Origin of the sequence: Streptomyces yangpuensis, assembly GCF_001005295.1 — a bacterium.
GTDB classification, from domain to species: Bacteria; Actinomycetota; Actinomycetes; order Streptomycetales; family Streptomycetaceae; genus Streptomyces; species Streptomyces yangpuensis.
Genome location: NZ_LBMK01000005.1, coordinates 9,969 through 32,655 on the forward strand (window position 1 = coordinate 9,969; position 22,687 = coordinate 32,655).

25 protein-coding genes are annotated in these 22,687 nt (G+C 71.1%); 7 read left to right on the plus strand and 18 right to left on the minus strand.

The window, feature by feature from the left end; all coding sequences use genetic code 11:
* Positions 1-308: 308 nt before the first annotated feature.
* Together AAT21_RS24015 and AAT21_RS24020 are read right to left on the minus strand one after the other, a co-directional pair.
* Positions 309-1,136: an alpha/beta fold hydrolase gene (locus AAT21_RS24015; protein ID WP_046779068.1), complete on the minus strand. Its 828-nt coding sequence runs from the start codon at positions 1,134-1,136 to the stop codon at positions 309-311.
* A gap of 69 nt (positions 1,137-1,205) precedes the next feature.
* Positions 1,206-1,532 carry a hypothetical protein gene (locus AAT21_RS24020; protein ID WP_157879777.1) on the minus strand — a complete coding sequence of 109 codons (327 nt, stop codon included), beginning with the start codon at positions 1,530-1,532 and terminating at the stop codon, positions 1,206-1,208.
* A gap of 747 nt (positions 1,533-2,279) precedes the next feature.
* Between AAT21_RS24020 and AAT21_RS39295 the strand changes: the two genes are divergently transcribed.
* Positions 2,280-2,813: a hypothetical protein gene (locus tag AAT21_RS39295; RefSeq protein WP_167350619.1), complete on the plus strand. Its 534-nt coding sequence runs from the start codon at positions 2,280-2,282 to the stop codon at positions 2,811-2,813.
* Between the two features lie 280 nt (positions 2,814-3,093).
* Here the strand turns inward: AAT21_RS39295 and AAT21_RS24030 are convergent, their stop codons facing one another.
* Positions 3,094-3,393 carry a hypothetical protein gene (locus tag AAT21_RS24030; protein ID WP_046779070.1) on the minus strand — a complete coding sequence of 100 codons (300 nt, stop codon included), beginning with the start codon at positions 3,391-3,393 and terminating at the stop codon, positions 3,094-3,096.
* A 54-nt stretch (positions 3,394-3,447) separates the two neighbouring features.
* Positions 3,448-3,951, minus strand: a complete 504-nt coding sequence (locus AAT21_RS24035; RefSeq protein WP_046779071.1) for an ATP-binding protein — start codon at positions 3,949-3,951, stop codon at positions 3,448-3,450.
* 264 nt (positions 3,952-4,215) lie between these two features.
* On the opposite strand from AAT21_RS24035, the gene AAT21_RS24040 reads away from it, so the two are divergent.
* Positions 4,216-5,067: a helix-turn-helix domain-containing protein gene (locus AAT21_RS24040; RefSeq protein ID WP_046779405.1), complete on the plus strand. Its 852-nt coding sequence runs from the start codon at positions 4,216-4,218 to the stop codon at positions 5,065-5,067.
* An 11-nt stretch (positions 5,068-5,078) separates the two neighbouring features.
* Entirely contained in the window at positions 5,079-5,273 is a 195-nt protein-coding gene (locus AAT21_RS24045) for a hypothetical protein (protein WP_046779072.1), read from the plus strand.
* On the opposite strand, the gene AAT21_RS24050 is transcribed toward AAT21_RS24045, so the two are convergent.
* The 13 genes from AAT21_RS24050 to AAT21_RS37020 all read right to left on the minus strand — a co-directional run bounded on the left by AAT21_RS24050 (position 5,270) and on the right by AAT21_RS37020 (position 15,195).
* The gene (locus AAT21_RS24050; protein WP_046779073.1) at positions 5,270-5,905 is read right to left on the minus strand and encodes an OmpA family protein; all 636 of its coding nucleotides are present in this window, start codon (positions 5,903-5,905) and stop codon (positions 5,270-5,272) included. The two genes, AAT21_RS24045 and AAT21_RS24050, sit on opposite strands and share 4 nt — an antisense overlap.
* 3 nt (positions 5,906-5,908) lie before the next feature.
* Positions 5,909-6,499, minus strand: coding sequence for a hypothetical protein (locus AAT21_RS24055; protein WP_046779074.1), 591 nt, complete (start codon positions 6,497-6,499; stop codon positions 5,909-5,911).
* 31 nt (positions 6,500-6,530) lie between these two features.
* A complete protein-coding gene (locus tag AAT21_RS24060) occupies positions 6,531-7,187 on the minus strand; it encodes a pilus assembly protein TadG-related protein (RefSeq protein ID WP_046779075.1) in 657 nt (218 codons plus the stop codon).
* Entirely contained in the window at positions 7,187-7,432 is a 246-nt protein-coding gene (locus AAT21_RS24065) for a hypothetical protein (RefSeq protein ID WP_046779076.1), read from the minus strand. The genes AAT21_RS24060 and AAT21_RS24065 overlap by 1 nt, the downstream gene beginning before the upstream one ends.
* 110 nt (positions 7,433-7,542) lie before the next feature.
* Positions 7,543-8,229, minus strand: a complete 687-nt coding sequence (locus AAT21_RS24070; RefSeq protein ID WP_046779077.1) for a response regulator — start codon at positions 8,227-8,229, stop codon at positions 7,543-7,545.
* A 3-nt stretch (positions 8,230-8,232) separates the two neighbouring features.
* Complete coding sequence (locus tag AAT21_RS24075; RefSeq protein ID WP_046779078.1) at positions 8,233-9,126, minus strand: DUF5936 domain-containing protein; 894 nt, start codon at positions 9,124-9,126, stop codon at positions 8,233-8,235.
* A gap of 16 nt (positions 9,127-9,142) precedes the next feature.
* Positions 9,143-10,081, minus strand: coding sequence for a type II secretion system F family protein (locus AAT21_RS24080; protein ID WP_046779079.1), 939 nt, complete (start codon positions 10,079-10,081; stop codon positions 9,143-9,145).
* Positions 10,078-11,427 (minus strand): CpaF family protein, encoded by a 1,350-nt coding sequence (locus AAT21_RS24085; RefSeq protein WP_046779080.1) that lies wholly within the window; start codon positions 11,425-11,427, stop codon positions 10,078-10,080. Before AAT21_RS24085 ends, AAT21_RS24080 begins: the two co-directional genes overlap by 4 nt.
* Positions 11,424-11,795 (minus strand): TadE/TadG family type IV pilus assembly protein, encoded by a 372-nt coding sequence (locus AAT21_RS24090; RefSeq protein WP_046779081.1) that lies wholly within the window; start codon positions 11,793-11,795, stop codon positions 11,424-11,426. The genes AAT21_RS24085 and AAT21_RS24090 overlap by 4 nt, the downstream gene beginning before the upstream one ends.
* Before the next feature lies 1 nt (position 11,796).
* Positions 11,797-12,180: a TadE/TadG family type IV pilus assembly protein gene (locus AAT21_RS36060; protein WP_046779082.1), complete on the minus strand. Its 384-nt coding sequence runs from the start codon at positions 12,178-12,180 to the stop codon at positions 11,797-11,799.
* Between the two features lie 3 nt (positions 12,181-12,183).
* Positions 12,184-13,455 carry an AAA family ATPase gene (locus AAT21_RS24100; RefSeq protein WP_079025926.1) on the minus strand — a complete coding sequence of 424 codons (1,272 nt, stop codon included), beginning with the start codon at positions 13,453-13,455 and terminating at the stop codon, positions 12,184-12,186.
* Between the two features lie 7 nt (positions 13,456-13,462).
* Entirely contained in the window at positions 13,463-14,164 is a 702-nt protein-coding gene (cpaB, locus tag AAT21_RS24105; protein ID WP_046779083.1) for a Flp pilus assembly protein CpaB, read from the minus strand.
* A 50-nt stretch (positions 14,165-14,214) separates the two neighbouring features.
* Complete coding sequence (locus tag AAT21_RS37020; protein ID WP_046779084.1) at positions 14,215-15,195, minus strand: hypothetical protein; 981 nt, start codon at positions 15,193-15,195, stop codon at positions 14,215-14,217.
* Between the two features lie 382 nt (positions 15,196-15,577).
* On the opposite strand from AAT21_RS37020, the gene AAT21_RS24115 reads away from it, so the two are divergent.
* Positions 15,578-17,269 carry a chitinase gene (locus AAT21_RS24115; protein ID WP_046779085.1) on the plus strand — a complete coding sequence of 564 codons (1,692 nt, stop codon included), beginning with the start codon at positions 15,578-15,580 and terminating at the stop codon, positions 17,267-17,269.
* 127 nt (positions 17,270-17,396) lie between these two features.
* Positions 17,397-18,728, plus strand: a complete 1,332-nt coding sequence (locus AAT21_RS24120) for a M14 family metallopeptidase (protein WP_046779086.1) — start codon at positions 17,397-17,399, stop codon at positions 18,726-18,728.
* Positions 18,729-18,933: 205 nt separating this feature from the next.
* Here AAT21_RS24120 and AAT21_RS24125 read toward each other — a convergent pair whose 3' ends face one another.
* Positions 18,934-19,689 carry an IclR family transcriptional regulator gene (locus tag AAT21_RS24125; protein WP_046779087.1) on the minus strand — a complete coding sequence of 252 codons (756 nt, stop codon included), beginning with the start codon at positions 19,687-19,689 and terminating at the stop codon, positions 18,934-18,936.
* Between the two features lie 105 nt (positions 19,690-19,794).
* Between AAT21_RS24125 and AAT21_RS24130 the strand changes: the two genes are divergently transcribed.
* Both AAT21_RS24130 and AAT21_RS24135 read left to right on the plus strand, forming a co-directional pair.
* A complete protein-coding gene (locus tag AAT21_RS24130) occupies positions 19,795-21,087 on the plus strand; it encodes an amino acid deaminase (protein ID WP_046779088.1) in 1,293 nt (430 codons plus the stop codon).
* A gap of 8 nt (positions 21,088-21,095) precedes the next feature.
* Complete coding sequence (locus tag AAT21_RS24135; RefSeq protein WP_046779089.1) at positions 21,096-22,676, plus strand: N-acyl-D-amino-acid deacylase family protein; 1,581 nt, start codon at positions 21,096-21,098, stop codon at positions 22,674-22,676.
* Positions 22,677-22,687: the final 11 nt, after the last annotated feature.

Consider the following 22,687-nt stretch of genomic DNA (forward strand, 5'->3'; position numbering starts at 1 on the left):
GTATTCGAGGTCCGCGAACCCGACATCAGGTTCGTCAGAACCTGCGTCCCCATGTCGAACTTCATCCCACACTCCCCCGTGCTCCCCAAAGACCATCAACTGATCATAAGTACGACCAGCCCCATCAACATACATCGCACCTGCAACCGGCAACGAAGCAGTTATGGCACACCCATGACGACCCGCCAGGCACCTCCGGGCCACAAGCCCACACCTGTGTGCGGGAGCGTGCCACACGCCGAAGGACCGGTACGTCATCGCACACGAGAACTCCGCGACGACACCCCCGGCCGACCGCCACCGGACGCTCAGGGGCGCGTGGCGGAGCCGGTGGAGGCGAGGAAGGCGAGGAGGTTGTCGGCGTAGCGCTGCGGGGCCGTGAGGTGGGGGACGTGGCCCTCGCCGTGCAGGGTTCGCGCCTGCGCGCCGGGCAGCACGTGTGCGAGCCGGTCGACGATCGCGCCGAACCACGCCGGGCTGTCGGTGCCCTTGGTCAGCATGGCCGGGCCGGTGTAGCCGGCCAGCCGGGCGAGGTCCACGGTGTCCCAGTCCGGGTCTCCCTGTTCGTCGGCGGCGGTGGGGGCGTTGGTGACGAACGTCCGACGGGCCGCGTCCGGCATCCCGTCCCACGCACCAGGCCCGAACACGACCTCCTCGACGAACCGGCGCGCGCCGCCCTCGGAGTCGCCCGCGCGGACGTCCGCCATGACGGCGTCGATGGGCGCCTGCGCGGCCCGCATCAGCCGGTCGAGCTCCGGATCGCCGGCGACGACGGCGGTCAGGGGCGGCTCGTGCACGGCGAGGCTGCGCAGCAGTTCGGGGCGGCGGGCGGCGAGGCCGAGCGCGACCGAGGCGCCGAAGGAACTCGCGGCCACGTGGACGGGCGCGCCGAGCATCTCGATGAGCGCGGCCAGGTCGTCCTCGTCCTGGGTCCGCGTGCCCTGGCCCGGCGGGCGCTCGCTCCGGCTGTGGCCGCGGCGGTCGTAGACGAGCACGCGGTGGGCGCGGGTGAGGTGCGGCAGGACGGCGTGCCAGCTGTGGTGGTCGGTCCAGGAGCCATGGACCAGGACGAGCGGCTCCCCGTCGCCCTGGATCTCGTAGAAGAGCTCGACGCCGTTCACCTGAGCCCGTGCCATAACCGGTCCCCCTCGCCCGTTGCCATGCCGGCCTCCCCGCGAAGCCTTGATCATCCTGTCAGACGCGGTTCACTGCTGGACGGGTGTTGTGGCCGACCAGAACTCGTCATGCTCGTCGGGGCGCTGGGGGAACGGCCCTTTGCGTTGCGGGGTGTTCGGCTTGGTGGCGGGCTCCATGACGTCCGTGTCGCGTAGGCAGGGGGTGGCCGCCTCCAGAAAGAACTGACCTTCGCCGCCCACCTCGACCGAGAGGCTGTAGCCGTCCGGGGTGCTCGCGTGGATGCGGGGGACCTTCCGGCTCTTGTTCGCATGGGTGAATGTGTAGCCGCGGTCCTTCCACGCCTGCTCGATCATCCCCAGGAGGGAGTCGCGACGCTGCTCGGAGACGATCGTCATGATCGTGATGATCCGGTCGGCGGCACCGGTGCCGGTGGCCGCGCCCGCCACTCCCTTCGTGCAGCCGGCGCTGCCACCGGGGCCGTGGTTCCACTTCAGCGGGTGACTACCAGCCTGGCCAGTTCGGCTGATCGCGAGCGCCCGATCCGGCCCGGCCACCCCCGGCCCGGTCCCGCCCCGGCCGCTCGGGTGGGTGGGGCCGAGCCGGTCCCGGACGGGGCGCGCGTACTCACGACAGGCCTCCGGCCAAGGTCCGGGGACTCGCGGCGCAGCCCTTCCGCTGCCGGGCGCGCCGGGCACGGCCGGACGTCCAATGTGCCGTGTACGCAGGCCCGGTACGTGGTTCGTGCGCCGCAGGGGCCGTATGCGGGGGCCGGGTTGGTGGCTGGTAGAAAGAGATGACGTGCCGACAAGTTGTCGGCCTTGGGAAGGAACCACGTGACCCAACCGTCCGGCGAGCAGCCGCAGCACCCCTGGTCGTCGCCACAGCAGCCGTTCGGCGCGCCGCCGCCTCCACCGTTCCCTCCGGCCGTACCGCCGCAGCCCGGTTACGGACCCCCGCAGGCGCCGCAGCCGGGTTACGGACAGCCGCAGGCGCCGCAGCCCGGTACGCCCGGGGCCGGGAATCCTTATGTCCAGCCGGGCTCGCCGTACGGCGGTTATCCGCCACCGCACCCCCTTCCCGGTTCGCCTGGGCAGCCGCCCGGGCCGGGGCCGGGGCCGGGGAAGCGGCAGACCGGGCTCATCGTGACGGCCGCTGTGGTGGTTCTCGTCGTGGTGGCCGGCGGGGTGTGGTTCGCGGTCGGCCGGGGCGGCGACGACACCGGGTCGACCGAGGCCAAGGCGAGCCCGAGCGCCTCGGCGCCCAGCACGAACCCCAGCGAGAAGGCCCCGACCATCCAGCCACCGCCCGAGAGGTCGGAGACCCCCGCCAACCCGCTCGCCCCCAAGCCCACCGGGACCGGCCTCCAAGCCGTGTGGAAGACCTCCGGCTCTACGATGCTGGCCCTCGGCGACGCGTACCTCGACGAGCCTGCCCGGATCAACGCGATCCTCGGCGGCGGCTCCTCCGGGTTCGAATGCAAGGGGCGTTGGCAGAAGGACGAGAGCGGCGACTTCCTGGAGGTCGCACTGCTGTGCAGCCAGGACGGCGTCCGGGTCCCGGACAAGGACCGGGTCGGCAATCTCAGCCAGAACGGCGACACCCTGACCGTCACGTGGAAGAAAGGCGCCAGCGGCTCAGAGTCCTTCAAGCGCTTCCGCGACATGGACCCCGCCTGATCGTCAGGTGTACCGAACGCCCGGAAGAGCCTCATCGGCGTGGCGACGCCGAGCCTGGTTCCTCCCCGGGCCGACAGGGGTGCGGCACGCCATCTGCACGCTGTCGGCGCTTCTGTGCGTGCACTTGTCCGGGGAAGTCCCGTGGGGTCCGGGGAAGCGGTCGGTCCGAGTGGATGCGCGTCGGCGACGTGATCACCGACGCGCTGATCCATTCGTTCGTCCTCGAAGTGTTCGTCGGAACCCTGCGCGGCCGCCCGTGACGGGCTACCGGGCTACCGGGCTACGCGAAGCTCACGCTGTGTGGGACGGGCTCGGCAAAGCCACGGGCCGCACCGGGGTCCAGGGTGCTCAGCGGCTCCTCGCAGCCGCGGTCCGCGTACAGGGTGGCTGTGCTGTTCGTGCCGTTGACCGCACTGGTCGCGCCTTGGAGCAGGAGGAAGCACTCCGAGCCGACGGGGTCGGTGATGTCGAAGTCGCCGTACTCCGGCGAAACGTAGCTGAACGTGCCCACAGCGGCCCCGGCGGAGGCCGGCAGCGTACCGACGAGCGCGGGAGCCCCGAGGGTGTGGCGAAGGCGCATCACACCAGCGTGGCCCACGGCTGCGCCGAGCCGGCCGGAGAAACGACCTCCCTCTCACCCGTTCGGCGGCCGGTGGGGCAGCGTCGCCCAGGTACGGGTCCCGCCGCCAGGTTCCCGGGACGGCCCGACGCCCCAGTCTCCGCCGTGGTCGCGCACCAGTGCCGAGAACACCCGGAGCGTGGAGCGGCGGCGGGCCTCGCAGAGCGCGGCAAGCCGGGGGTGGGTGTGGGTGGGGTGCGCGTCGTAGACGATGACGCGCAGCTCGTCGTCGCGGTAGCGGACGGACAGGTACAGCTCGCCGTACGGGTCCATCCGCCAGGCCGAGCCGAGGAGTTCCGAGGCGGCCTGTACGGCTGTTGGTTCCAGGGGGTCGAGGGCGTAGGCGCGCAGGGCTGCCCGTACGGCCTGCCGGGCGATCCCGGCCGAGCGGGGCGAGGCGGGCAGGGTCATGCTGCACGACAGCCCCTCCGCGAGGACCGCCTGACCGGCGGTCCCGGGGTCGGGGGCGACGGGGCAGGCGGATGCGGCGGTGTACGAGTGGGTGTACGGGGTGAGCAACTTCGGCTCCCAAGTCGTCGATGGGCAAAGACGGTTTGGCTTCGGAAGCTCGACGCGCACAGGGGCTCACGAGGACCGTTCACAGGCGGCATGGGCGGCGGGTGTGGCTCGTCCCCCGGGCAGGGCCGGGCGATGCACTTCAACTCGCCGTACGTAAGCGGTGCGTCACCCACAGTAGGGCATCAAAGTGGTGCCTGCACCACAAAATTCATGAGGTCTGCTCCTGAAATGGACCGCATGCGGGCCGGAGTGCAGACTTCCCACATGCCACCGAGGACGCTGCCGTCATATCGCCGGGCCCGACTGGGAGCAGAGCTGCGCCGGATGCGCTTGAACGCGGGCGTGTCCGCCGAACTCGCGGCCTCACTCGTCGGCATGGACCGAGGAAAGATCCCCAGCATCGAGGCGGGCGCCCGGACCTTGAGCGCCGAGCGATTGCGCACCCTGGTCGCCAACTACGGCTGTACCGACGAGCCCTACATCGACGCGCTGCTCGGCATGGCCCAGCGTCGCCGACGAGGGTGGTGGGATCAGTACCGCGAGAGGCTCGCACCGGGCTTCCTGGACATCGCAGAGCTGGAGTGGCATGCCACGCGGATGCACACGGTGCAAGCCGTTCACGTACCCGGACTACTTCAGACCGAGGAATACTCCAGAGCCGTCTTCAACGCCGTGCTGCCGCAGCTCTCCCGCTTGGACGTGGAGCTGCGCGTGGCCCACCGCCAAGAGCGACAGATCGTCCTTGACCGCCGAGATCCGGTTCAGTACACCGGTTATGTGCACGAGGCAGCACTGCGTATGCAGTTCGGCGGCCGACAGGTGTCGAAGCGCCAGCTCGATCGGATCTGCGAGCGGAGCACGGCGGAACACATCACCATCAGGGTCATCCCCGTCACTCAAGGAGCCTTCCCGGGAGCGGGACACCCTCTGTTCTACGCCGAGGAATCGGTCCCACAGCTCGACACGGCGCAACTCGACTCGGCCCACGGCCCGGAGTTCCTGCACGGTGTGGAGCAACTGGCCAAGTATCGAAGCCATCTGGACTGGATGGCCGAACACACGCTCGGGCCCGAAGCGTCGCGTGATCTCATCCGAGCCATCAGCAAGGAACTGTGAGAGGGGCCGCCATGCCTGACATCCAGTGGGAAGCACCGTACTGCGGAGAGGGAAACGCCTGTTACCGGATAGGGGTGGACGGGGACGGCAACAGCTACATAGCGGTGGCCGGCCAGGAGGACCGGCCGCTGACCGACAGCAGAGCGGCCCTCCAGGCCCTGATCCGGGACATCAAGGCGGGTCGGGCCGACCACCTGCTGGACTAACTCGCGCCGCGCGGGAAGGTGATCTCCACGCGGCGGTTCTTCTTGCGGCCTTCCTCCGTGCTGTTGTCGGCGATCGGGTAGTCCTCGCTGTACCCGCGGACGTCGAAGACGACGCTCGGGTTCGTCACGGTCTTGGCCAGCTCGTTGTGCACGGCATCGGCCCGCTGCTTGGACAGTTCCTTGCCGTGCTCGTAGCTGCCCTGGTCGTCGGTGAAACCGAAGACCCGGATGCGGGTCGCCTTGGACTGGTTGATCTCGTTGCCGATTGCCTGGATCCGGGCAGCCGCCTGCGCGTTGAAGACGGCGCTGTCCTCGGGGAACAGCACCTCGGACTGCAGCGCCATCATGACGGTCTCGTTGGTCTCCTGTCGCCGCTGCTCGCCGCCGAGGTCTTCGACGACCTCGGCGATGTCCAGCACCTTGATCGGTGCCAGGGTTCCGCCCTGCGGGATCTTCAGCCCGGGTGCGTTGGAGTCGATCGCCACGGGCGCGGCGGCGGACGGCTCCGTGCCGGGGGGCACGGAGGGCTTCACGTCATCGGCGTGTGCGGAGCCGGCCCCGATGACGGACCCTCCGGCGATGACGAGTGCAGAGACTGCGGTGGCGGCGGCTGCGCGATGGCGTGTGGTCATGGGTCACCCAGAGATTTTGACGGTGGCCGTGGCAAAGGTCGGGAGGCTGAATTCCACCTCGCTGGTAGAGCTCGGCGGTGCCGGGAACTGGGCGAAGAACGGGATCACCTGGCCGGCGTCGACGCTGGAGACGCCCGTCGTGCACAGGCACCTGGACTCCGTGTCCCGAAGCACGTAATAGCGTTTCTTACCCGCCTTGTCGACCAGCGTCGCACCGGCGACCGACTCTCCGGTCCCCTTGAGTTCGATGCCGCGCCAGGCAACCGTGTCCTTGTAGGACTGGCTGCCCGTGTTCTTCAGCTGCCCGGATACGGTGAGGAAGCCGCCCGGATCGCGCCGCACAGAGTTGATCTCCAACGCCATGCCGGCCTGTCCGGTCAGCGTGGCGACGACTTCGGTCGGCTCCGAGCTCTGCCCCTTGCTCGGTGTCGCGTTCTGGGACGCCGTCCCCTGGGACGGGGCAGCCGCGGGCTTCTGAGGCTCACCCGACTTGCCGTCACCGCCACTACCGCACCCGGCCAACGTAACGGCCATGACCGCCGCACCCGCAACGGCCATCCCCCCACGGACCCTCACCATGCGCCGAATGCTCATCTATGAACGCTTCCTTGTCTCTCAGTCCCTGTCAGCCGACGAGTCGCACGCTGAACAGCTTTCTGGTCAATGCCTTGAGCGAACCTGGCTTCGACGGGTCGAGCTTGACCGTCTCCCCGCCACAAGTGAAGTTCACCGCAGCAGCGTTCGGCGTGGGAGAGGGCGATGCACCGCCTGACGGCGCGGTGGAAGTGGGGGTCGGGGTGGGGCTCGGACTGGCGACGCTCGCCAGATGGCACCTCGGCTCGATCAGGGCCGTGGCCTTCGCCGTCGCATGCATGCCGTTGGTACCGGGAACCACCGAATCCCCCACGGTTCCGTTCGTCTCCACCGTGACGGTGAACCGCGGGAGGGCGGCCGCACATGTGGCCTTCGCATCGTTCTTAGCCGCGAAGGCCTCTGCCGCTGCGCAGGCTTCGCCGACCTTGAAGAACCGCCCATCGACGATCTTCTTCCAGACACCGGCATCCACCGACGGAAGATCGAGGCCGAGGAGCACCTCGTCCCGGGCCTCACGCCCGGCCGCCAAAGCCGCTGCATCCGCAGCGCCTTGGGCGTCACTGCGCCTGACCGACGCCTGGCCCACCGCGAAGAACGCGAGCGCGGCGAATAGCAGCCCTGCCACCACCACCACGTAGATGGGAAAGGCCTGCCCCCGGTCACGCCCATACGTGCCGCGGGTGGCCATTAGCCGGCTTTGATGTCGGTCACCGCCTGCTTGATCCGCTTGGTGATCTCCGAACCGACACCGGAGCCAACGATCGCCCCGACGATCACGATCACCACCAGGATGATGCCCAGGTACTCGAAGGCCGTCTGGCCGCGATCCTGTTGGGCGTGGCGGTCGCGGAGCCTCGTCACGGCCGTGTCCGCCCATCCGTTCACCCTGATCCGCGCCTCCACGGCGGCCTTCAGCAGCGTGTTCTGTGACATGGGGGTTCCCTCCCGGGCCGGTACCGGTGTCGATCTGCGGACGGTACGGCGAGTCACCAGTCGTGACCAAGGGTCCCGGGGCCCAATTACGGACCCACTGCGCACTCCGTCTACCCATGACCGGTCACTCCTGGACGGGCGGTTCCCAGCCAGCGGGCTATCGCCTCGCTGCGCGTGGCGCTGCGGAGCTTCGCGAAGATGCGGTTGATGTGGTTCTTGACGGTCTTCTCGCTGATGAAGCAGGTGGCGGCGATCTGCTGATTGCTCATCCCGGACGCGATCAGATCCATGATCTCCACCTCCCGGGAACTCAGCCCGAAGACAACAGAGTTGTGCATCCGCTCCGACGACTGTGCCACATCTCGTTGCGGATGCGAAGAGGTCCTGAGTTCCGTCAGCAGGGCGCTCGCCGCCGTCGGCGTGAAGTGGGGGCGGCCCAGGGGTGCGTCGTGCACGGCCCTGAGCAGCTCGTCCGCCGTGAACTCGCCGTGCACCAGGTAGCCGTCGGCGCCCAACAGCAGTGCCTCACGGATGATTTCGGCTTCCCTGCTGTACGTCACCATCAGTACGGGCGCCAGCATCACCAGGTGGGGCAGGGCCGAAATCCCGTCCACCCCCGGCATCCGGACGTCCAGCAGGACCACGTCCGGCGCGTGCCGGCGGGTCAGGCTCAGGGCCTCGCGGCCGTCCGCGGCCTGGGCCGTCACCTCGATGTCCCCGGCCGCGCCCAGGATCGCCGCGAGGCCCGCCCTGATGACCGGGTTCCCGTCGGCGATGAGCACGCTCAGCCGCGCCATCGCTCAGCCACCCCCGAACAGCGCACCGAAGTCGACGTTCGCGCCGTAGACGAAGCCGCACACCAGGAGGATGAGCGTGCCGGGCAGCATGAACATCGTCACCGCGAACGTCGCCTTCGGCACGGCCCGGGCCGCCCGCCGCCGCGCGTTCTGGGCGTCCGTACGGCGCATGTCCTCGGCGATCGCGATCAGCGTGTCGACGATCGGGGAGCCCAGCTCCTCGCCCTGCTGGAAGGCCGTCACGAACTGCGCGACCTGTTCGCTGTCGTTGCGCCGCCGCAGCTCGTCGAAGGCCTGCCGGCGGCTGACGCCCATGTCCATCTGCTGGAGCGTGATGCGGATCTCGTCCGCCCACGGCCCCTCGTACTTGCCCGCCACCCGGTCCAGCGCCTGCCGGAAGCCCAGTCCCGCGCTCACCACCACGGCGAGGACGTCCAGGAAGTCCGGCAGCGTCCGCTCGATGTGGTCGCGGCGGACCCGGATGGCCGACCACAGGCCGACCTCGATCCAGAACAGGCCGAAGGCCACCATCAGCAGGGCTGCGACGAGCTGGCCGTTGACCAGCATGGAGAAGGCGCCCGCGGCGCCCAGGGCCCCGTACACCGCACGCCGGGCCGCGTACCGGTCGATCGTCAGACCGGCCGGGTTGCCCGCCATGTCGATCTGGCGGCGCTTGCGCGCCACCCGGTTCGCGCCCATCGCGCGCAGGACCAGCGGAGCCCAGCGGATGCCGATGCGGTCGACCAGCGAGCCGACGGCCGTCGTGCGGGTCGCGCCGACCTCCAGGGCCAGGGCCAGATCGGTGGGGAGCTTCACGTCCGCCCGGTAGAGGCGGATGCCGTGGAAGGCGCCGAACACCGAGAGGGCCACGGCGAGCGCGAGGAGAAGTGCCGTCATCGTCCCGTCCGCCCCCTCACACGTCGATCTTCGACAGGCGTCGGATGAGGACGAAGCCCAGCGCGAAGAGGCCGAGCGCGACGAGGACCGCGGTCTGGCCGAAGAACGCGCCCGTCATCCGGTCCAGCGCGCCCGGCATCATCATGTCGACGAGGAGCAGCGAGCCGAGCCCGATCGCCGGGACCAGGTAGGCCGTCACCGTGACCTGCGACAGCTGGGTGCGGATCTCGCGACGCGTCTCCTTGCGCTGCTCCAGCGTCACCGTCAGGTTGCGCAGACTGTCCACGATCGCACCGCCGGCCCGGGCCGACAGGACGAGGGTGGAGACGAGGACGACGAGTTCGCGCGACGGCAGGCGTTCGGTGAGCTCTCCCAGGGACTCCTCGATGGAGTGGCCCACGGCGAGCCGGTCGGCGACCCGCGCGAGTTCCTCGCCCGCGGGTGCCTCCAGCTCCTCCGCCGCGATGCCGATGGCGGTACGCAGGGCCAGCCCGGCCTGGGTGGCGTTGGCGAGGATGCGGGCCAGGTCGGGGAGCTGGTTGATGAAGCGCTCCGTACGCCGCGCCCGCTGCCAGGCCAGGAACGCGTTCGCCGCCCAGACTCCGATGAGGCCGGCCACCGGCCCGAAGAACGGCGCGAGGAGGGACGACGCGACGAGCCAGACGCCCGCGATCGAACCGAGCATGTAGACGAAGAACTCGCCGGGCGTGAGGTCCAGGCCGGTGGTCGCCAGCTTCTGCTCGATCCGGCGTCCGAGCCGGGTCTTCCGCAGCCGGCGGTCGATCGTGCGGAAGCGGCGCACCCGGCCGAGCGGGGCGGGTGCGCCGCTCGCCGAGAGGCGTTCGACGAGGGCGGCGTGCTGGGCGCGCCCGGCCGCGTACGCCTGGAGACCGACGACCGCGAGGACGCAGGCCACCAGCGTGATGCCGAGGGTGAGGAGGATCAGTGGGTTCACAGGGCGGTCCGTGTGATGTGCGGGGTGGTGAGGGGGTCGTCCGGCAGCGCGACGCCGAAGGCCTGCGGGATGGGCTGGTTGTTCATGTAGAGGCGTTCGGCGATGCGGCGCGGCAGCGGGTAGTACTCGAAGAAGCCGTGGACGCGGCCGTCCGGCCCCATGGGCTGGGCGACGAACCGGCAGACCGTGGTGATCCGGAAGGGTTCGCGGCCGTGTGATTCGAGGATGGAGATCTCCGTGATGCGGCGGGAACCGTCACCGAAGCGCGTCAGCTGGACGATGACGTTGACGGCGCTGTTGATCTGGTCCTGGAGCGCCTCGAAGGGGATCTCGACCTCCGACATGGACGCCAGGGTCTGCAGGCGGGTGAGGGCGTCGGAGGAGCTGTTGGCGTGGACGGTGGCCAGCGAGCCGTCGTGGCCGGTGGACATGGCCTGCAGCATGTCGAGGGTCTCACCGCCGCGGACCTCGCCGACGATGATGCGGTCGGGGCGCATGCGCAGGGAGTTGCGGACGAGGTCGCGGATGGTGATCTGGCCCTTGCCTTCCACGTTCGCCGGGCGTGATTCCAGACGGATGACGTGGGCCTGCTGGAGCTGGAGCTCCGCGGAGTCCTCGATGGTGATGATGCGCTCGGCCTCCGGGATCAGGCCGGAGAGGGCGTTGAGGAGGGTGGTCTTGCCGGTGCCGGTGGCGCCGGAGACGATCACGTTCATCTTCGCCTGGACCAGCCCCGACAGCAGCAGGAGCATCTGCTCGTCGAGGGAGCCGAGGGCGATCATCTCGTGCAGGGTGAAGGCGCGCGGGAAGCGGCGGATGGTGAGGGTGGCGCCGGTCAGGGAGAGCGGCGGGATGATGACGTTGACGCGCTCGCCGCTCGGCAGCCGCGCGTCGACCATCGGATTGGCTTCGTCGACCCGGCGGTTGACGGTCGAGACGATGCGCTCGATGGTCTGCATGAGCTGCTCGTGCGAGGCGAAGCGGAGGGGGAGCTGCTCCACCCGGCCGGCCCGCTCGACGAAGATCTGGTCGGGGCCGTTGACCATGATCTCGGAGATGGAGGCGTCTTCGAGGAGCGGTTCGAGCACGCCGAGCCCGAGGGCCTCGTCGACGACGCGGCGGATGAGCTGCGCGCGCTCGACGGTGGACAGGACGGGTCCCTCGCGGCTGATGATGTGCCCGAGTACGCGTTCCAGGCGCGCCCGGCGTTCGGCCGGTGCGAGCGCGGACATCTCTGCGAGGTCGATCTCCTCCAGCAGCTTGGCGCGGTAGGAGGAGACCAGCCGGCCGTCCTCGCGGGGGCTGTGGCGGTCGTCGGGGGTATGGACCCGGGAACGCAGGCTCATCGTCCGGTCTCCTCGGGTTGGTCGTTGGGCATGACGGCTGTGGCCCGGGCCGGTTCGGGGTTCAGCCCGGGGATGATCGAGTTGACGGGAATCGTGGCGACGGCGGTGATGGCGTCGCCGGTCCTGCTCACGCGGACCTTGGCGCCGATCCCCTCCCTGACGGCCGCCACCCCCGCCGCCTCTCCCCTGCCCCGGTGCTGGGCCTCCACACGCGCCGCCGTACGGGCGGCCGTGTCCGCCTGCTCGTGGACGTACGCCACCCAGCCCAGCTGGATCGCGCACAGGGCGACGAACAGCAGGATCGGCACGAAGCCGATGTACTCCAGGGCCACTTGACCCCGGTCGGAGCGGATGCGTCGCCACCTCATGTCACTCGGCCTCCTTCTCCAGTGCCGCGCCGCCGGTGCCGTCGATCTCGCCGAAGTCGAGCCCGGGGAAGAAGACCGGGATGCCGAGGGTGACCTTCGCCCGCATGATGTCGCCGGACTGCTCACAGTGCGCCTTGGGGCCCCACGCCTCCCCGATGTGTTCCTTCGCCGCCGCCTCGCAGAACTCGGGCCCGTGCACCGCCCCCGCGCGGGCCGCCTCGTCCGCCGCGTTGCCCGCCAGGGAGAAGGCGTAGCCGATCAGGACGCACTCCCACACCGCCGCCACCAGGAGCAGGATCAGCGGTACCGTGCCGACGAACTCGATCGCCACCTGGCCCCGGTCGCTCCGGGTGTCGCCGGCCCCTCTCCGGGCGGGAGTGCGCATCCGTCAGCCCTCCCGGCCGCGGCGCAGGCGGGAGACCGTGCCCGCGGCGCGCAGGGTCAGGGCGCCGCCCGGGGAGCCCGAGGGGGCCGGGGTGTCGGGGGCGGGGGCCAGGAGGCCGAGTTCGCCGGCCAGGGTCCACAGGGCCTGCTTCACCGTCGAGCGGTTGTCGAGGTCCTGGACGCGGCCCGCGTCCACCACGGCCTGGAGTTCCTTGAAGGCGGCCGGGACGGGGGTGCGGGTGGCTCGGGTCTTGGTGATCTTCTCGATCAGGGCGGGCTGGATCTCGGTGTGCTTGCTCCAGCGGTTGACGACCACCGAGGTGTCCTCGGCCTTGCGGACCTGGAGCCGCTCCCACAGGCGGACCATGCGCTTGGCGGCCCGTACGGCGATCACGTCCGGGGTGGTGACCAGGACGGCGACGTCCGCCATCTCGACCACGGCGGCGTTGGCGCCGGTCACCTGGGTACCGCAGTCGACGACGACGAGTTCGTAGCGGCTGCGCAGGGCGCCGGCGATGTGGCGGGCGGCCCGGTCGTCGACCTCCTCGCCGCGTTCGCCGTCGGCCGGGGCCAACAGCAGCGCGAGGCCGGTGCGGTCCTCGTAGACCGCGTCCTGGAGGACCCGCGGCGAGATGTCCTGGATCCCGGCGAGGTCGGCGATGGACCGCCGGAACTGCACGTCGAGGTACGAGCCCACGTCGCCGGCCTGGAGGTCCATGTCGACCAGTGCGGTGCGCCGCCCCGAGGCGGCCGCGGCCAGGGCGAACTGGACGGCGGTGAAGGTCGTGCCCACGCCGCCCTTGGCGCCGGTGACCGTGACCACGCGTCCGCCCGGCCCGGTGAAGGTCTCGGCCGCGCCCCTGCCCAGGTGGCGGCGGACGCCCACGGACCACTGGGCGGCGGCCTGGACGCGGGCGGCGAGTTCCTCGTAGGACAGCGGCAGGCCGACCAGACCGCGGGCTCCGGAGTCCATCGCGGCGGAGAAGAGCGCCGGGCCGGCGTCCGAGGAGACCAGGACCACGCCCACCGCCGGGAAGCGGAGGGCCACTTCCCGGATGAGTTCCAGGGCGGGCACCGGGCCGATCCGCTCGTGGACGATGACCACCTCGGGCAGTTCGTCGAGGGAGTCGACGGCGAGCCGGGCGAGGGTGTCCAGCAGGGTCGTCGAGTCGGCGACGGGCGGGGCGGGCTCCGCCGACGGGAGCTGGCTGAGCAGGGTGGAGAAGATGCGGGCGGCGTCCGGGTCGCCGACCGCGGGGAGGATTCGGGTGGTCATCCGGGCCTCACTTGTCCCCGTCGAGGGTGTACGTACGGTCGCCGGCGGCGGGCGCGGAGTCGGTCCCGGGGGCGACGAGGGCCAGGCGCACGTGCTCCGCGAAGGACTCGGCGTACGCGACGCGCTGGGTGTCCCTGGTGCTGAGGGCGAAGGTGATCGGGACGGCCTCGGCGGGGCCCTTGCGGTCGCTGTCCTTCTCCAGGGCGGTGAGCCTGCCGACGTTCAGGACCCGGGCGTTGGCGACGATGATCACCGAGCGGGCGGGTTCGGTGTCCTTGGCGCCCTTGAAGGTGGCGATGATGTTGACCTTGGCGCCGGAGGTGATCTTCCCGGCCACGCCGGTCGCCGCGTCGATCATGATGGCGATCTCCTGCTCACCGGGCTGGAGCTGCGGCCGGTCGACGAACATGTCCGCCTGCAGCAGCGAGCCCTTCTTCAGGGTGGTGAGCGCGATCTTGTCCTTGAGCGCGCCGAGGTCGGTGACGGCCGTGGCGGACAGCCACCGCCGGGGGATCCTGACCTCCTCGAACTGGCCGGCCCCCAGCGGGCTGTACGGCGCTATGTCGGCCTTGGCGCGGTAGGCGACGACCTCGGAGCCGACCTTGGAGTTGACGTCGCCGATCACCACGAGGACTCCGGCGAAGGCCCCCAGGGCGCAGAGGACCGACAGGAGCAGCAGAATGACGCCGCGGCGCTGGCGTGAGTTCATAGGCCGTACTACCTCGCCGTTCTTTCTTCATCCGTACGTTCGGTCGTCGGTCAGGGTCTGGAGCGGCCGGTGCCCGCCGGCGCCGCCGCGGACGGCGGTGGGGCGGCGAGCGGGGCGGCGCAGAAGCCGCAGCGGTCACCGATGAGTTCCAGGCCGCACCAGCGGCACTGCTCGCGGCGGACCGAGGCGACCAGTTGGTAGAGCACGGACAGGTCGGGGATGCCGGCGGCGAACTCGACGAGCTTGGGGGTGCCCCACCAGGCGGGTGAGGCGGCCGGCAGCGGGTTCTCCATGACGCCCTGCACCTGCCAGGCGGGGGCGAGTTCGGCGGCGACCCAGTCGGAGGTGAGCTGGCCGCGCGCGAACGTGAGGTGCGTGGCGAAGTCGGGGCCGGCGGGCAGGACCGCCGCCGCGTCCTGCGCACCGCCCGGGGAGCCGCCCCGGCTGCCGTGGCCCCCGCCGTGCGCCCCGCCCCGCGTACCGCGCCCGCCGCGCCCGCCGCGCCCGCCGCCGGTGGATCCCAGCCGGGCGAGGTGCGGTGCCGGGTGGGCGAGTACGGCGAACTGTGCGCCCGGCGACCAGGACCGGGCGTGCGCCCCGAGCCCGACGGGCACGCGGACCCGGTCGAGTTTGGCGACCGAGCCCAGCAGGGCGCCGGCGTAGATGTAGTGGGACAGCAGCCGGGCCGCGGAAGCGATGATTCCGGGGCTGAAGTCGCAGACGCTGAGCTGGCGCAGCTGACGGGCCAGCAGGGCCGTCCCCAGCGGCGGCAGATCGATGTCGAGCAGCGCGATCCGGTCGGTTTCCAGGATGGCCCGGACGGTGTGCAGCCGCTGGACGGTGGGGCGCGGGAGCCAGGGCGGTACGAGGGCCACGAGGTGGCCGTGCCGTTCCAGCAGGGCGCCGGCGGCGGCGAGCGCGGCCTCCAGGCCGTGCTGTTCGGGCGGGTGCAGCAGGGCGGCCCCGGGTGTGTGCCGGTCAGGGGCCGGAAGCACCAGATCGGCGCTGGTGACAGCGATGGCGGTCGGCACGCGAATTCCCCCGTTCCCCCACGTTTCCCCGTACGCCCGGACTTTCGCGCGCTCGACGGGGACGTGTCGCAGCCGCGTCGCGTGCGCGCACCGGTGCGCGACCGCGGACGGCCGTCGCCCATCCCCCCTTGCCCCAGCACCATAACCGCGTCACCCCTGGCAGGTCAGGGGCTTGGTGATTCCCGTGTGTAAGGCAGCGGTCACAGGTGCCGGGAAACCCGGACAACAGGGATCGCACATTGAGCCATTTCAAGCCACTTTGCGAAGACTCTTGACACAGGGATTGGTCTGGACCAACTTGGCAGCGCACGCCGTGAGCCGGCCCCACCCCACACGGCCCGGCTCTCCCCTCACCACCCCACCTCCCCCCCACGGAGCCCACGTGAACCGCATACGCTCCCTCTCCCTGCCGCTCGCCGCCACCGTCGCCGCCGGGGCGCTGACGGCCCTCGCCGCCGGCACCGCGCAGGCCGCGGACGTCAACGTCGCCCGCAACGGCGGCTTCGAGTCGGGTCTGGCCCACTGGTCCTGCTCCGGCGGCAGCGGCGCCGGCGTCTCCTCCCCCGTGTACGCCGGAGCCGGCGCCCTGAAGGCCACGCCGGCCGGTTCCGACAACGCCCGCTGCAGCCAGACCGTCACGGTCAGGCCGAATTCGACGTACACGCTGAGCACGCAGGTGCAGGGCAGCTACGTCTACCTCGGCGCGACCGGGACCGGCACGCAGGACGTCTCCACCTGGACCCCCGGCTCGGGCGGCGGCTGGCAGAAGCTGTCCACCACCTTCACCACCGGCCCCTCCACCACCCAGGTCACCGTCTACACCCACGGCTGGTACGGCCAGCCGGCCTACGTCGTGGACGAGTTCAGCGTCTTCGGCCCGGACGGCGGCGGGGGCACCGACCCCGGCCCGGACATCCCGGGCGCACCGGCCGGGACCGCCGTTTCCGGCCAGAGCGCGAACGGACTCACCCTTTCGTGGAACGCCGTCGGCGGAGCGGCCGGCTACCACGTCTACCAGGACGGCGCCCGCGTGCAGACCGTGTCCGGGACCTCCGCCGCCCTCACCGGGCTGACGCCCGCCACCTCGTACTCCTTCCAGGTGAGCGCGTACAACGCGGCGGGCGAGGGCCCGAGGTCCGCTCCGGTGACCGGGACCACGACCGGCGGCGGGAACCCGGGCAACCCGGCCGTCCCCAAGCACGCCCTGACCGGCTACTGGCAGAACTTCGACAACGGCGCGACCGTCCAGAAGATCTCCGACGTCTCCGCGCAGTACGACATCATCGCCGTCTCCTTCGCCGACGCCACCGCCACACCCGGCGCCATCACCTTCAACCTCGACTCGGCCGGCCTCGGCGGTTACACGGTGGCCCAGTTCAAGGCCGACATCGCCGCGAAGAAGGCGGCCGGGAAGTCGGTCATCCTCTCCATCGGCGGCGAGAAGGGGACCATCACCGTCAACGACTCGGCCTCCGCGACCAACCTCGCGAACTCCGCGTACGCCCTGATGCAGGAGTACGGCTTCACCGGCATCGACATCGACCTGGAGAACGGCCTCAACCCCACCTACATGACACAGGCGCTGCGCGCCCTGTCCGCGAAGGCGGGCCCCTCGCTCGTCATCACCATGGCCCCGCAGACGATCGACATGCAGTCCACGCAGGGCGGCTACTTCAAGACGGCGCTCAACATCAAGGACATCCTCACCGTCGTCAACATGCAGTACTACAACAGCGGCTCGATGAACGGCTGCGACGGCAAGGTCTACTCCCAGGGCTCGGTGGACTTCCTCACCGCGCTGGCCTGCATCCAGCTGGAGGGCGGCCTCGACGCCTCCCAGGTGGGCATCGGCGTCCCGGCCTCCCCCAGCGGGGCGGGCAGCGGCTACGTCTCGCCGACCGTCGTGAACAACGCCCTGGACTGCCTGACCCGCGGCACGAACTGCGGATCCTTCAAGCCGTCGAAGACCTACCCGGGACTGCGCGGCGCGATGACCTGGTCCACCAACTGGGACGCCAAGGCGGGTAGTGCTTGGTCGAACTCGGTGGGTCCCAAGGTCCACGGGCTGCCGTAGGCGGTACAGGTGTGGGGGTGGCCGGAACGGTTCGGCCGACGCCCGAGGTCCTTGACCGGGACATGCCACGAGAGGACGCTGAGCGCGTCCGCACGGCTACCCCCACACTCCCCACCCAGGAGAACGCATGCGGCTCCATACCCGCCGGAGGGCCGGCCTGACGGCGGCCCTGCTGGCGCTCGCGCTCGGCGCACCCGCCTACGGCATGAGCGCGACGGCATCGCCACCGCCCAGCCCCTCCACCGCCACCCAGGACGAGGCCATCGTCCAGTACCGGATCCACGGCCCCTCCACCGTCGCCGACCGGACCGCCCTGCTCGGCACCGGTGTCTCGATCGACGAGGTGGACGACCACACCGTCGTGGTCAGCGCCGACACCATGCAGGCCAGGAAGCTGAAGGAACTCGGCTACAAGCTGACCGCCCTCCCCGGCCCGCCGGACCGCTCCATGCCCGGCATCGCGGCGAGCCCGATGGACTTCCCCCCGGCGGACTCCAAGTACCACAACTACGCCGAGGCGACGGCCGAGATCAACCAGCTCGTCGCGCAGTACCCGGCGATCGCGTCCAAGCGGGTGATCGGGAAGTCTTACCAGGGCCGGGACCTCCTCGCCATCAAGATCAGCGACAACGTCGCGACCGACGAGTCCGAGCCCGAGGTGCTCTTCACGGCGCACCAGCACGCCCGCGAGCACCTGACCGTCGAGATGGCGCTGTACCTGCTCAAGGAGTTCACCTCCAAGTACGGCACCGACTCCCGGGTGGCCAACGCCGTCAACGGCCGCGAGATCTGGATCGTCCCGGACCTCAACCCGGACGGCGGCGAGTACGACATCGCCACCGGCTCCTACCGCTCCTGGCGCAAGAACCGGCAGCCGAACTCCGGGTCCTCCTACGTCGGCACCGACGAGAACCGGAACTGGAACTACAAGTGGGGCTGCTGCGGCGGCTCCAGCGGCAGCAGGAGCTCCGAGACCTACCGGGGCCCGGCCGCCGAGTCGGCACCCGAGGTGAAGGCCGTCTCGGACTTCGTGCGCAGCCGGGTGGTCGGCGGCAAGCAGCAGATCAAGGCCGCCATCGACTTCCACACCTACAGCGAGCTCGTCCTGTGGCCCTTCGGCTACACCTACAACGACACCGCCCCGGGCCTGACCGCCGACGACCTCGCCGTCTACAAGAAGATCGGCACGAGCATGGCGGCCAGCAACGGCTACACGCCGGAGCAGGCCAGCGACCTGTACATCACGGACGGCACGATCGACGACTGGCTGTGGGGCAACCAGAAGATCTTCTCCTACACCTTCGAGATGTACCCGGAGAGCGGCGGCGGCGGCTTCTACCCGCCGGACGAGGTGATCGACCGCGAGACCGCCCGCAACAAGGACGCGGTGCTCCAGCTGCTGGAGAACGCGGACTGCATGTACCGCTCGATCGGCAAGGAGGCCCAGTACTGCTCGTAGCGGCCGGGGCAGGCACCTGAAGCGGGGGCGCCCCGCCGCCAGGAAGGGGGGCGTCCCCTTCCCGTGCGGCGGGGCGTCCTGCACGGGGTGACGCGCCTGCCGGGGCGTCAGCCCAGGACGGCGAGGGCGTCGATCTCGACGAGCAGCCCGTCCGCCCTCGCGGGCGCAGCGGTGTGGGTGGCGGGGGTGATGGCGGTCTTACCGGTCACGCTGTCCTCTCCTGTACTCCTGAATAGTCCTGGCTGATGGCACCGGCGGTGCGCAGTACCTGCGGCAGCAGTTCGAGCAGCCCCTCCGCCGTGACGACCACGCCGGGCGCGGAGACGGACAGCGCGGCGACGACCCGCCCGTCGGGACCGCGCACGGGCGCGCCCAGGCAGTTGACCGACTCCTCGTGGCCGCCGAGGTCGGTGGCCCAGCCCTGCTCGCGCACGAGGTCCAGTTCGCGCAGGAAGGCCTCGGCGTCCGGGGTGGAGCGGGCGGTGTAGCGGGGGTAGTCGATGCGGTGGGCGAGCGCCCGGCGTTCGGCCTCGGGGAGGTCGGCGAGGAGCAGCTTGGCGACGGCGGCGACGGTGAGCGGTACGGGTCTGCCGATGCGGGAGTACATGCGCACCGGGTAGCGGCTGTCGACCTTGTCGACGTACACGACCTCGTCGTCCTGGTGCAGGGCGAGGTGAACGGTGTGCCCGGTGGCCTGGTTCAGCTCGGCCAGGTGGGGGCGGGCGACCTCGCGGATGTCGAGGTTCTCGATGGCCTCGGCGGCGAGCGCGAAGAGCCGTGCGCCCAGGCGGTAGCGTCCGTCGGGGCAGCGGTAGACGAACCCGTGCTCGTTCAGGGTGCGCAGGAGGCGCAGCGCGGTGCTCTTGTGGACGCCGAGTTCGTCGGCGACCGCCCCGAGGCCGGCGGGCCCCTGCGCGAGCAGCGGCAGGATGCCGAGTGCCCTTTCGACCGACTGGCTCATCCGCCGTCCTTACGTTGACCCACCGTCACCGGGGATGTTAGACAGCATGCAGTGGCATACGCAACGACCGTTGCAGCCGACGCAACACGCCCGGGAGGCATCCGCATGGCCAGCGCCAGCGACCCCGTCAAGGACCTCGCCGACGAGCCGGTGGACCACCGGTTCAAGGGACTCCCCCCGGACGCCCAGGCCGACGGCCTCACCGTCGGGCAGCTCGCGGCCCAGCGCCGGGACCTGCACACCGGCGGGTTCACCACCCCCGTCCTGACCCTCGACGCGGACGCGCTGGAACACAATCTCGCCGCCCTCGGCACGTACGCCGCCCGCCACGGCCTCGCCTTCGCCCCGCACGGCAAGACCTGCATGGCACCGCAGCTCTTCCGCCGCCAGCTGGACCACGGCGCGTGGGGCATCACCGTCGCCATGCCCCACCAGGCCCGCGTCTGCCGTGCCTTCGGCATCCGCACGATCTTCCTGGCCAACGAGCTGGTCGACGCACCCGCCCTGCGCTGGGTCGCCGACGAGCTCGCCGCCGACCCCGGCTTCCGGTTCGTCTGCTACGTCGACTCCGTCCGCGGGGTCGAGCTGATGGACGCCGCCCTGCAGGGCCGCGGCGCCACCCTCGACGTCGTCCTGGAGCTCGGCGCCGGCGCCGAGGGACGCACGGGGATCCGTACCGACGCCGAGTGCCAGGCCGTCGCCGAGGCCGTCGCCGCGTCCCCCGCCCTTCGCCTGGCGGGTGTGGCCGGCTACGAGGCCACCATGCCCGGCGCCGACGCCGGCACCGTCCGCGCCTGGCTGCGCCGCCTCACCGCGCTCGCCGCCGACCTCGACAAGCAGGGCCTGTTCACCGGCACCGGCCTGGACGAGGTCATCGTCAGCGCCGGCGGCAGCGAATGGTTCGACGCCGTCGCCGAGGTCTTCACCGAGATCCCGCAGCTGTCGCTGCCCGTCCTGCCGCTGCTGCGCTCCGGCGCGTACGTCTCCCACGACCACGGGTGGTACTCGGGCCTGACCCCCTTCAACCGCGTCCCCGAGGAGGGCGGCCTGCTCCCCGCCTTCCGGCTGTGGACCCAGGTCGTCTCCCGCCCCACGCCCGGCCAGGCCTTCGTCAACGCCGGCAAGCGCGACATCGCCTACGACCTCGGCCTGCCCGAGGTGCTCGCCGTACGCAGCGCCCGCGACGGCGTCGAGCGCACCGCGGCCGGCATCCGGGTGACCAAGCTGTCCGACCAGCACGCCTGGATCGAGACGGACGCCGACGCCACCGCGCTGGAGGTCGGCGACTGGGTCTCCCTCGGCATGGCCCACCCCTGCACCATCTTCGAGAAGTGGCCGCTGATCCCGGTCGTGGAGGACGACGGCACCGTCACCGACTACGTCCGCACCTTCTTCTAGACCCGGCCGTGGACCTGGTCCTGCGGGGCGCCCGTGTCGTCGACGGCACGGGCGGCCCCTCGTACACCGCCGACGTCGGCGTCCACGAGGGCCGGATCGCCGCCGTCGGCAGACTGTCCGGGGGCCGCGAGACCGTCGACGCGCACGGGCTCGCCCTGGCCCCCGGTTTCGTGGACATGCACGCCCACAGCGACCTGGCCCTGCTCCGCGACCCCGACCACAGCGCGAAGGCCGCGCAGGGCGTGACCCTCGAAGTCCTCGGCCAGGACGGCCTGTCGTACGCGCCCGTCGACGACCGCACCCTCGACGCGGTACGCGCCGCGATCACCGGCTGGAACGGCCCCGGCGACGACATCGACTTCGACTGGCGCACGGTCGGCGAGTACCTCGACCGGCTGGACCGCGGCTTCGGCGGCGAGGGCGTGGCCGTCAACGCCGCCTACCTCGTCCCGCAGGGCACCGTCCGCGCCCACGTCGTCGGCTGGGACGACCGCCCGGCGACCGCCGCCGAGCTGGACCGGATGCGGCGGCTCGTCGCCGACGGCCTCGCCCAGGGCGCCGTCGGCATGTCCTCCGGACTCACCTACACCCCCGGCATGTACGCCTCCGGGACCGAACTGACCGAACTGTGCCGGGTGGTGGCCCACTACGGCGGCTACTACTGCCCCCACCACCGCAGTTACGGCCGCGGCGCGCCGGCCGCCTACGCCGAGATGGTGGACCTGACCCGGCGGGCCGGCTGCGCCCTGCACCTCGCGCACGCCACCATGAACTTCGGCGAGAACGAGGGCCGGGCGGGCGAACTGCTCGCCCTTCTCGACGCGGCCCTGGCCGGCGGCGCCGACATCTCCCTGGACAGCTACCCGTACACCTCCGGCTGCACCACCCTCGTGGCGCTGCTGCCGAGCTGGGCGAACGAGGGCGGCCCGGAGGCGGTCCTCGCCCGGCTGCGCGACGACGACCAGGCCCGGCGGATCCGCCACGTCCTGGAGCAGGAGGGGGCAGACGGCTGCCACGGCGTCCCTGTCGACTGGTCGACGATCGAGATCTCGGGCGTCGCCGATCCCGCGTACGCCGCCCACGTCGGCACCCGCCTGGACGGCTGGGACGCCGCCCGCCGGCTCCTGATCGGCGACCGGCTCGCACCGACGGTCCTGCAGCACGTCGGCCACGAGGAGAACGTCCGGGCGATCATGCGCCACCGCGCCCACACCGGCGGCTCCGACGGCATCCTTCAGGGCGCGAAACCGCACCCTCGGGCCTACGGCACCTTCCCGCACTACCTCGGCCACTACGTCCGCGAACTCGGCCTGCTCTCCCTGGAGGAGTGCGTCGCCCACCTGTCCGGCCGGCCCGCGGCGCGGCTGCGGCTGCCCGACCGGGGCCTGGTCCGCGTGGGACACCGCGCCGACCTCGTCCTCTTCGACCCTGACACGGTCGCGGCCGGCTCCACGTACGAACGGCCCCGCACGCCGCCCACCGGGATCCCGCACGTCCTGGTCGACGGACGGTTCGTGATGCGCGACGGCCACCGGACCCAGGTGCTGGCCGGACGGTCGGTACGCCGAACCGAGCGCGGTCCGCGGTGAATCCGGCACCT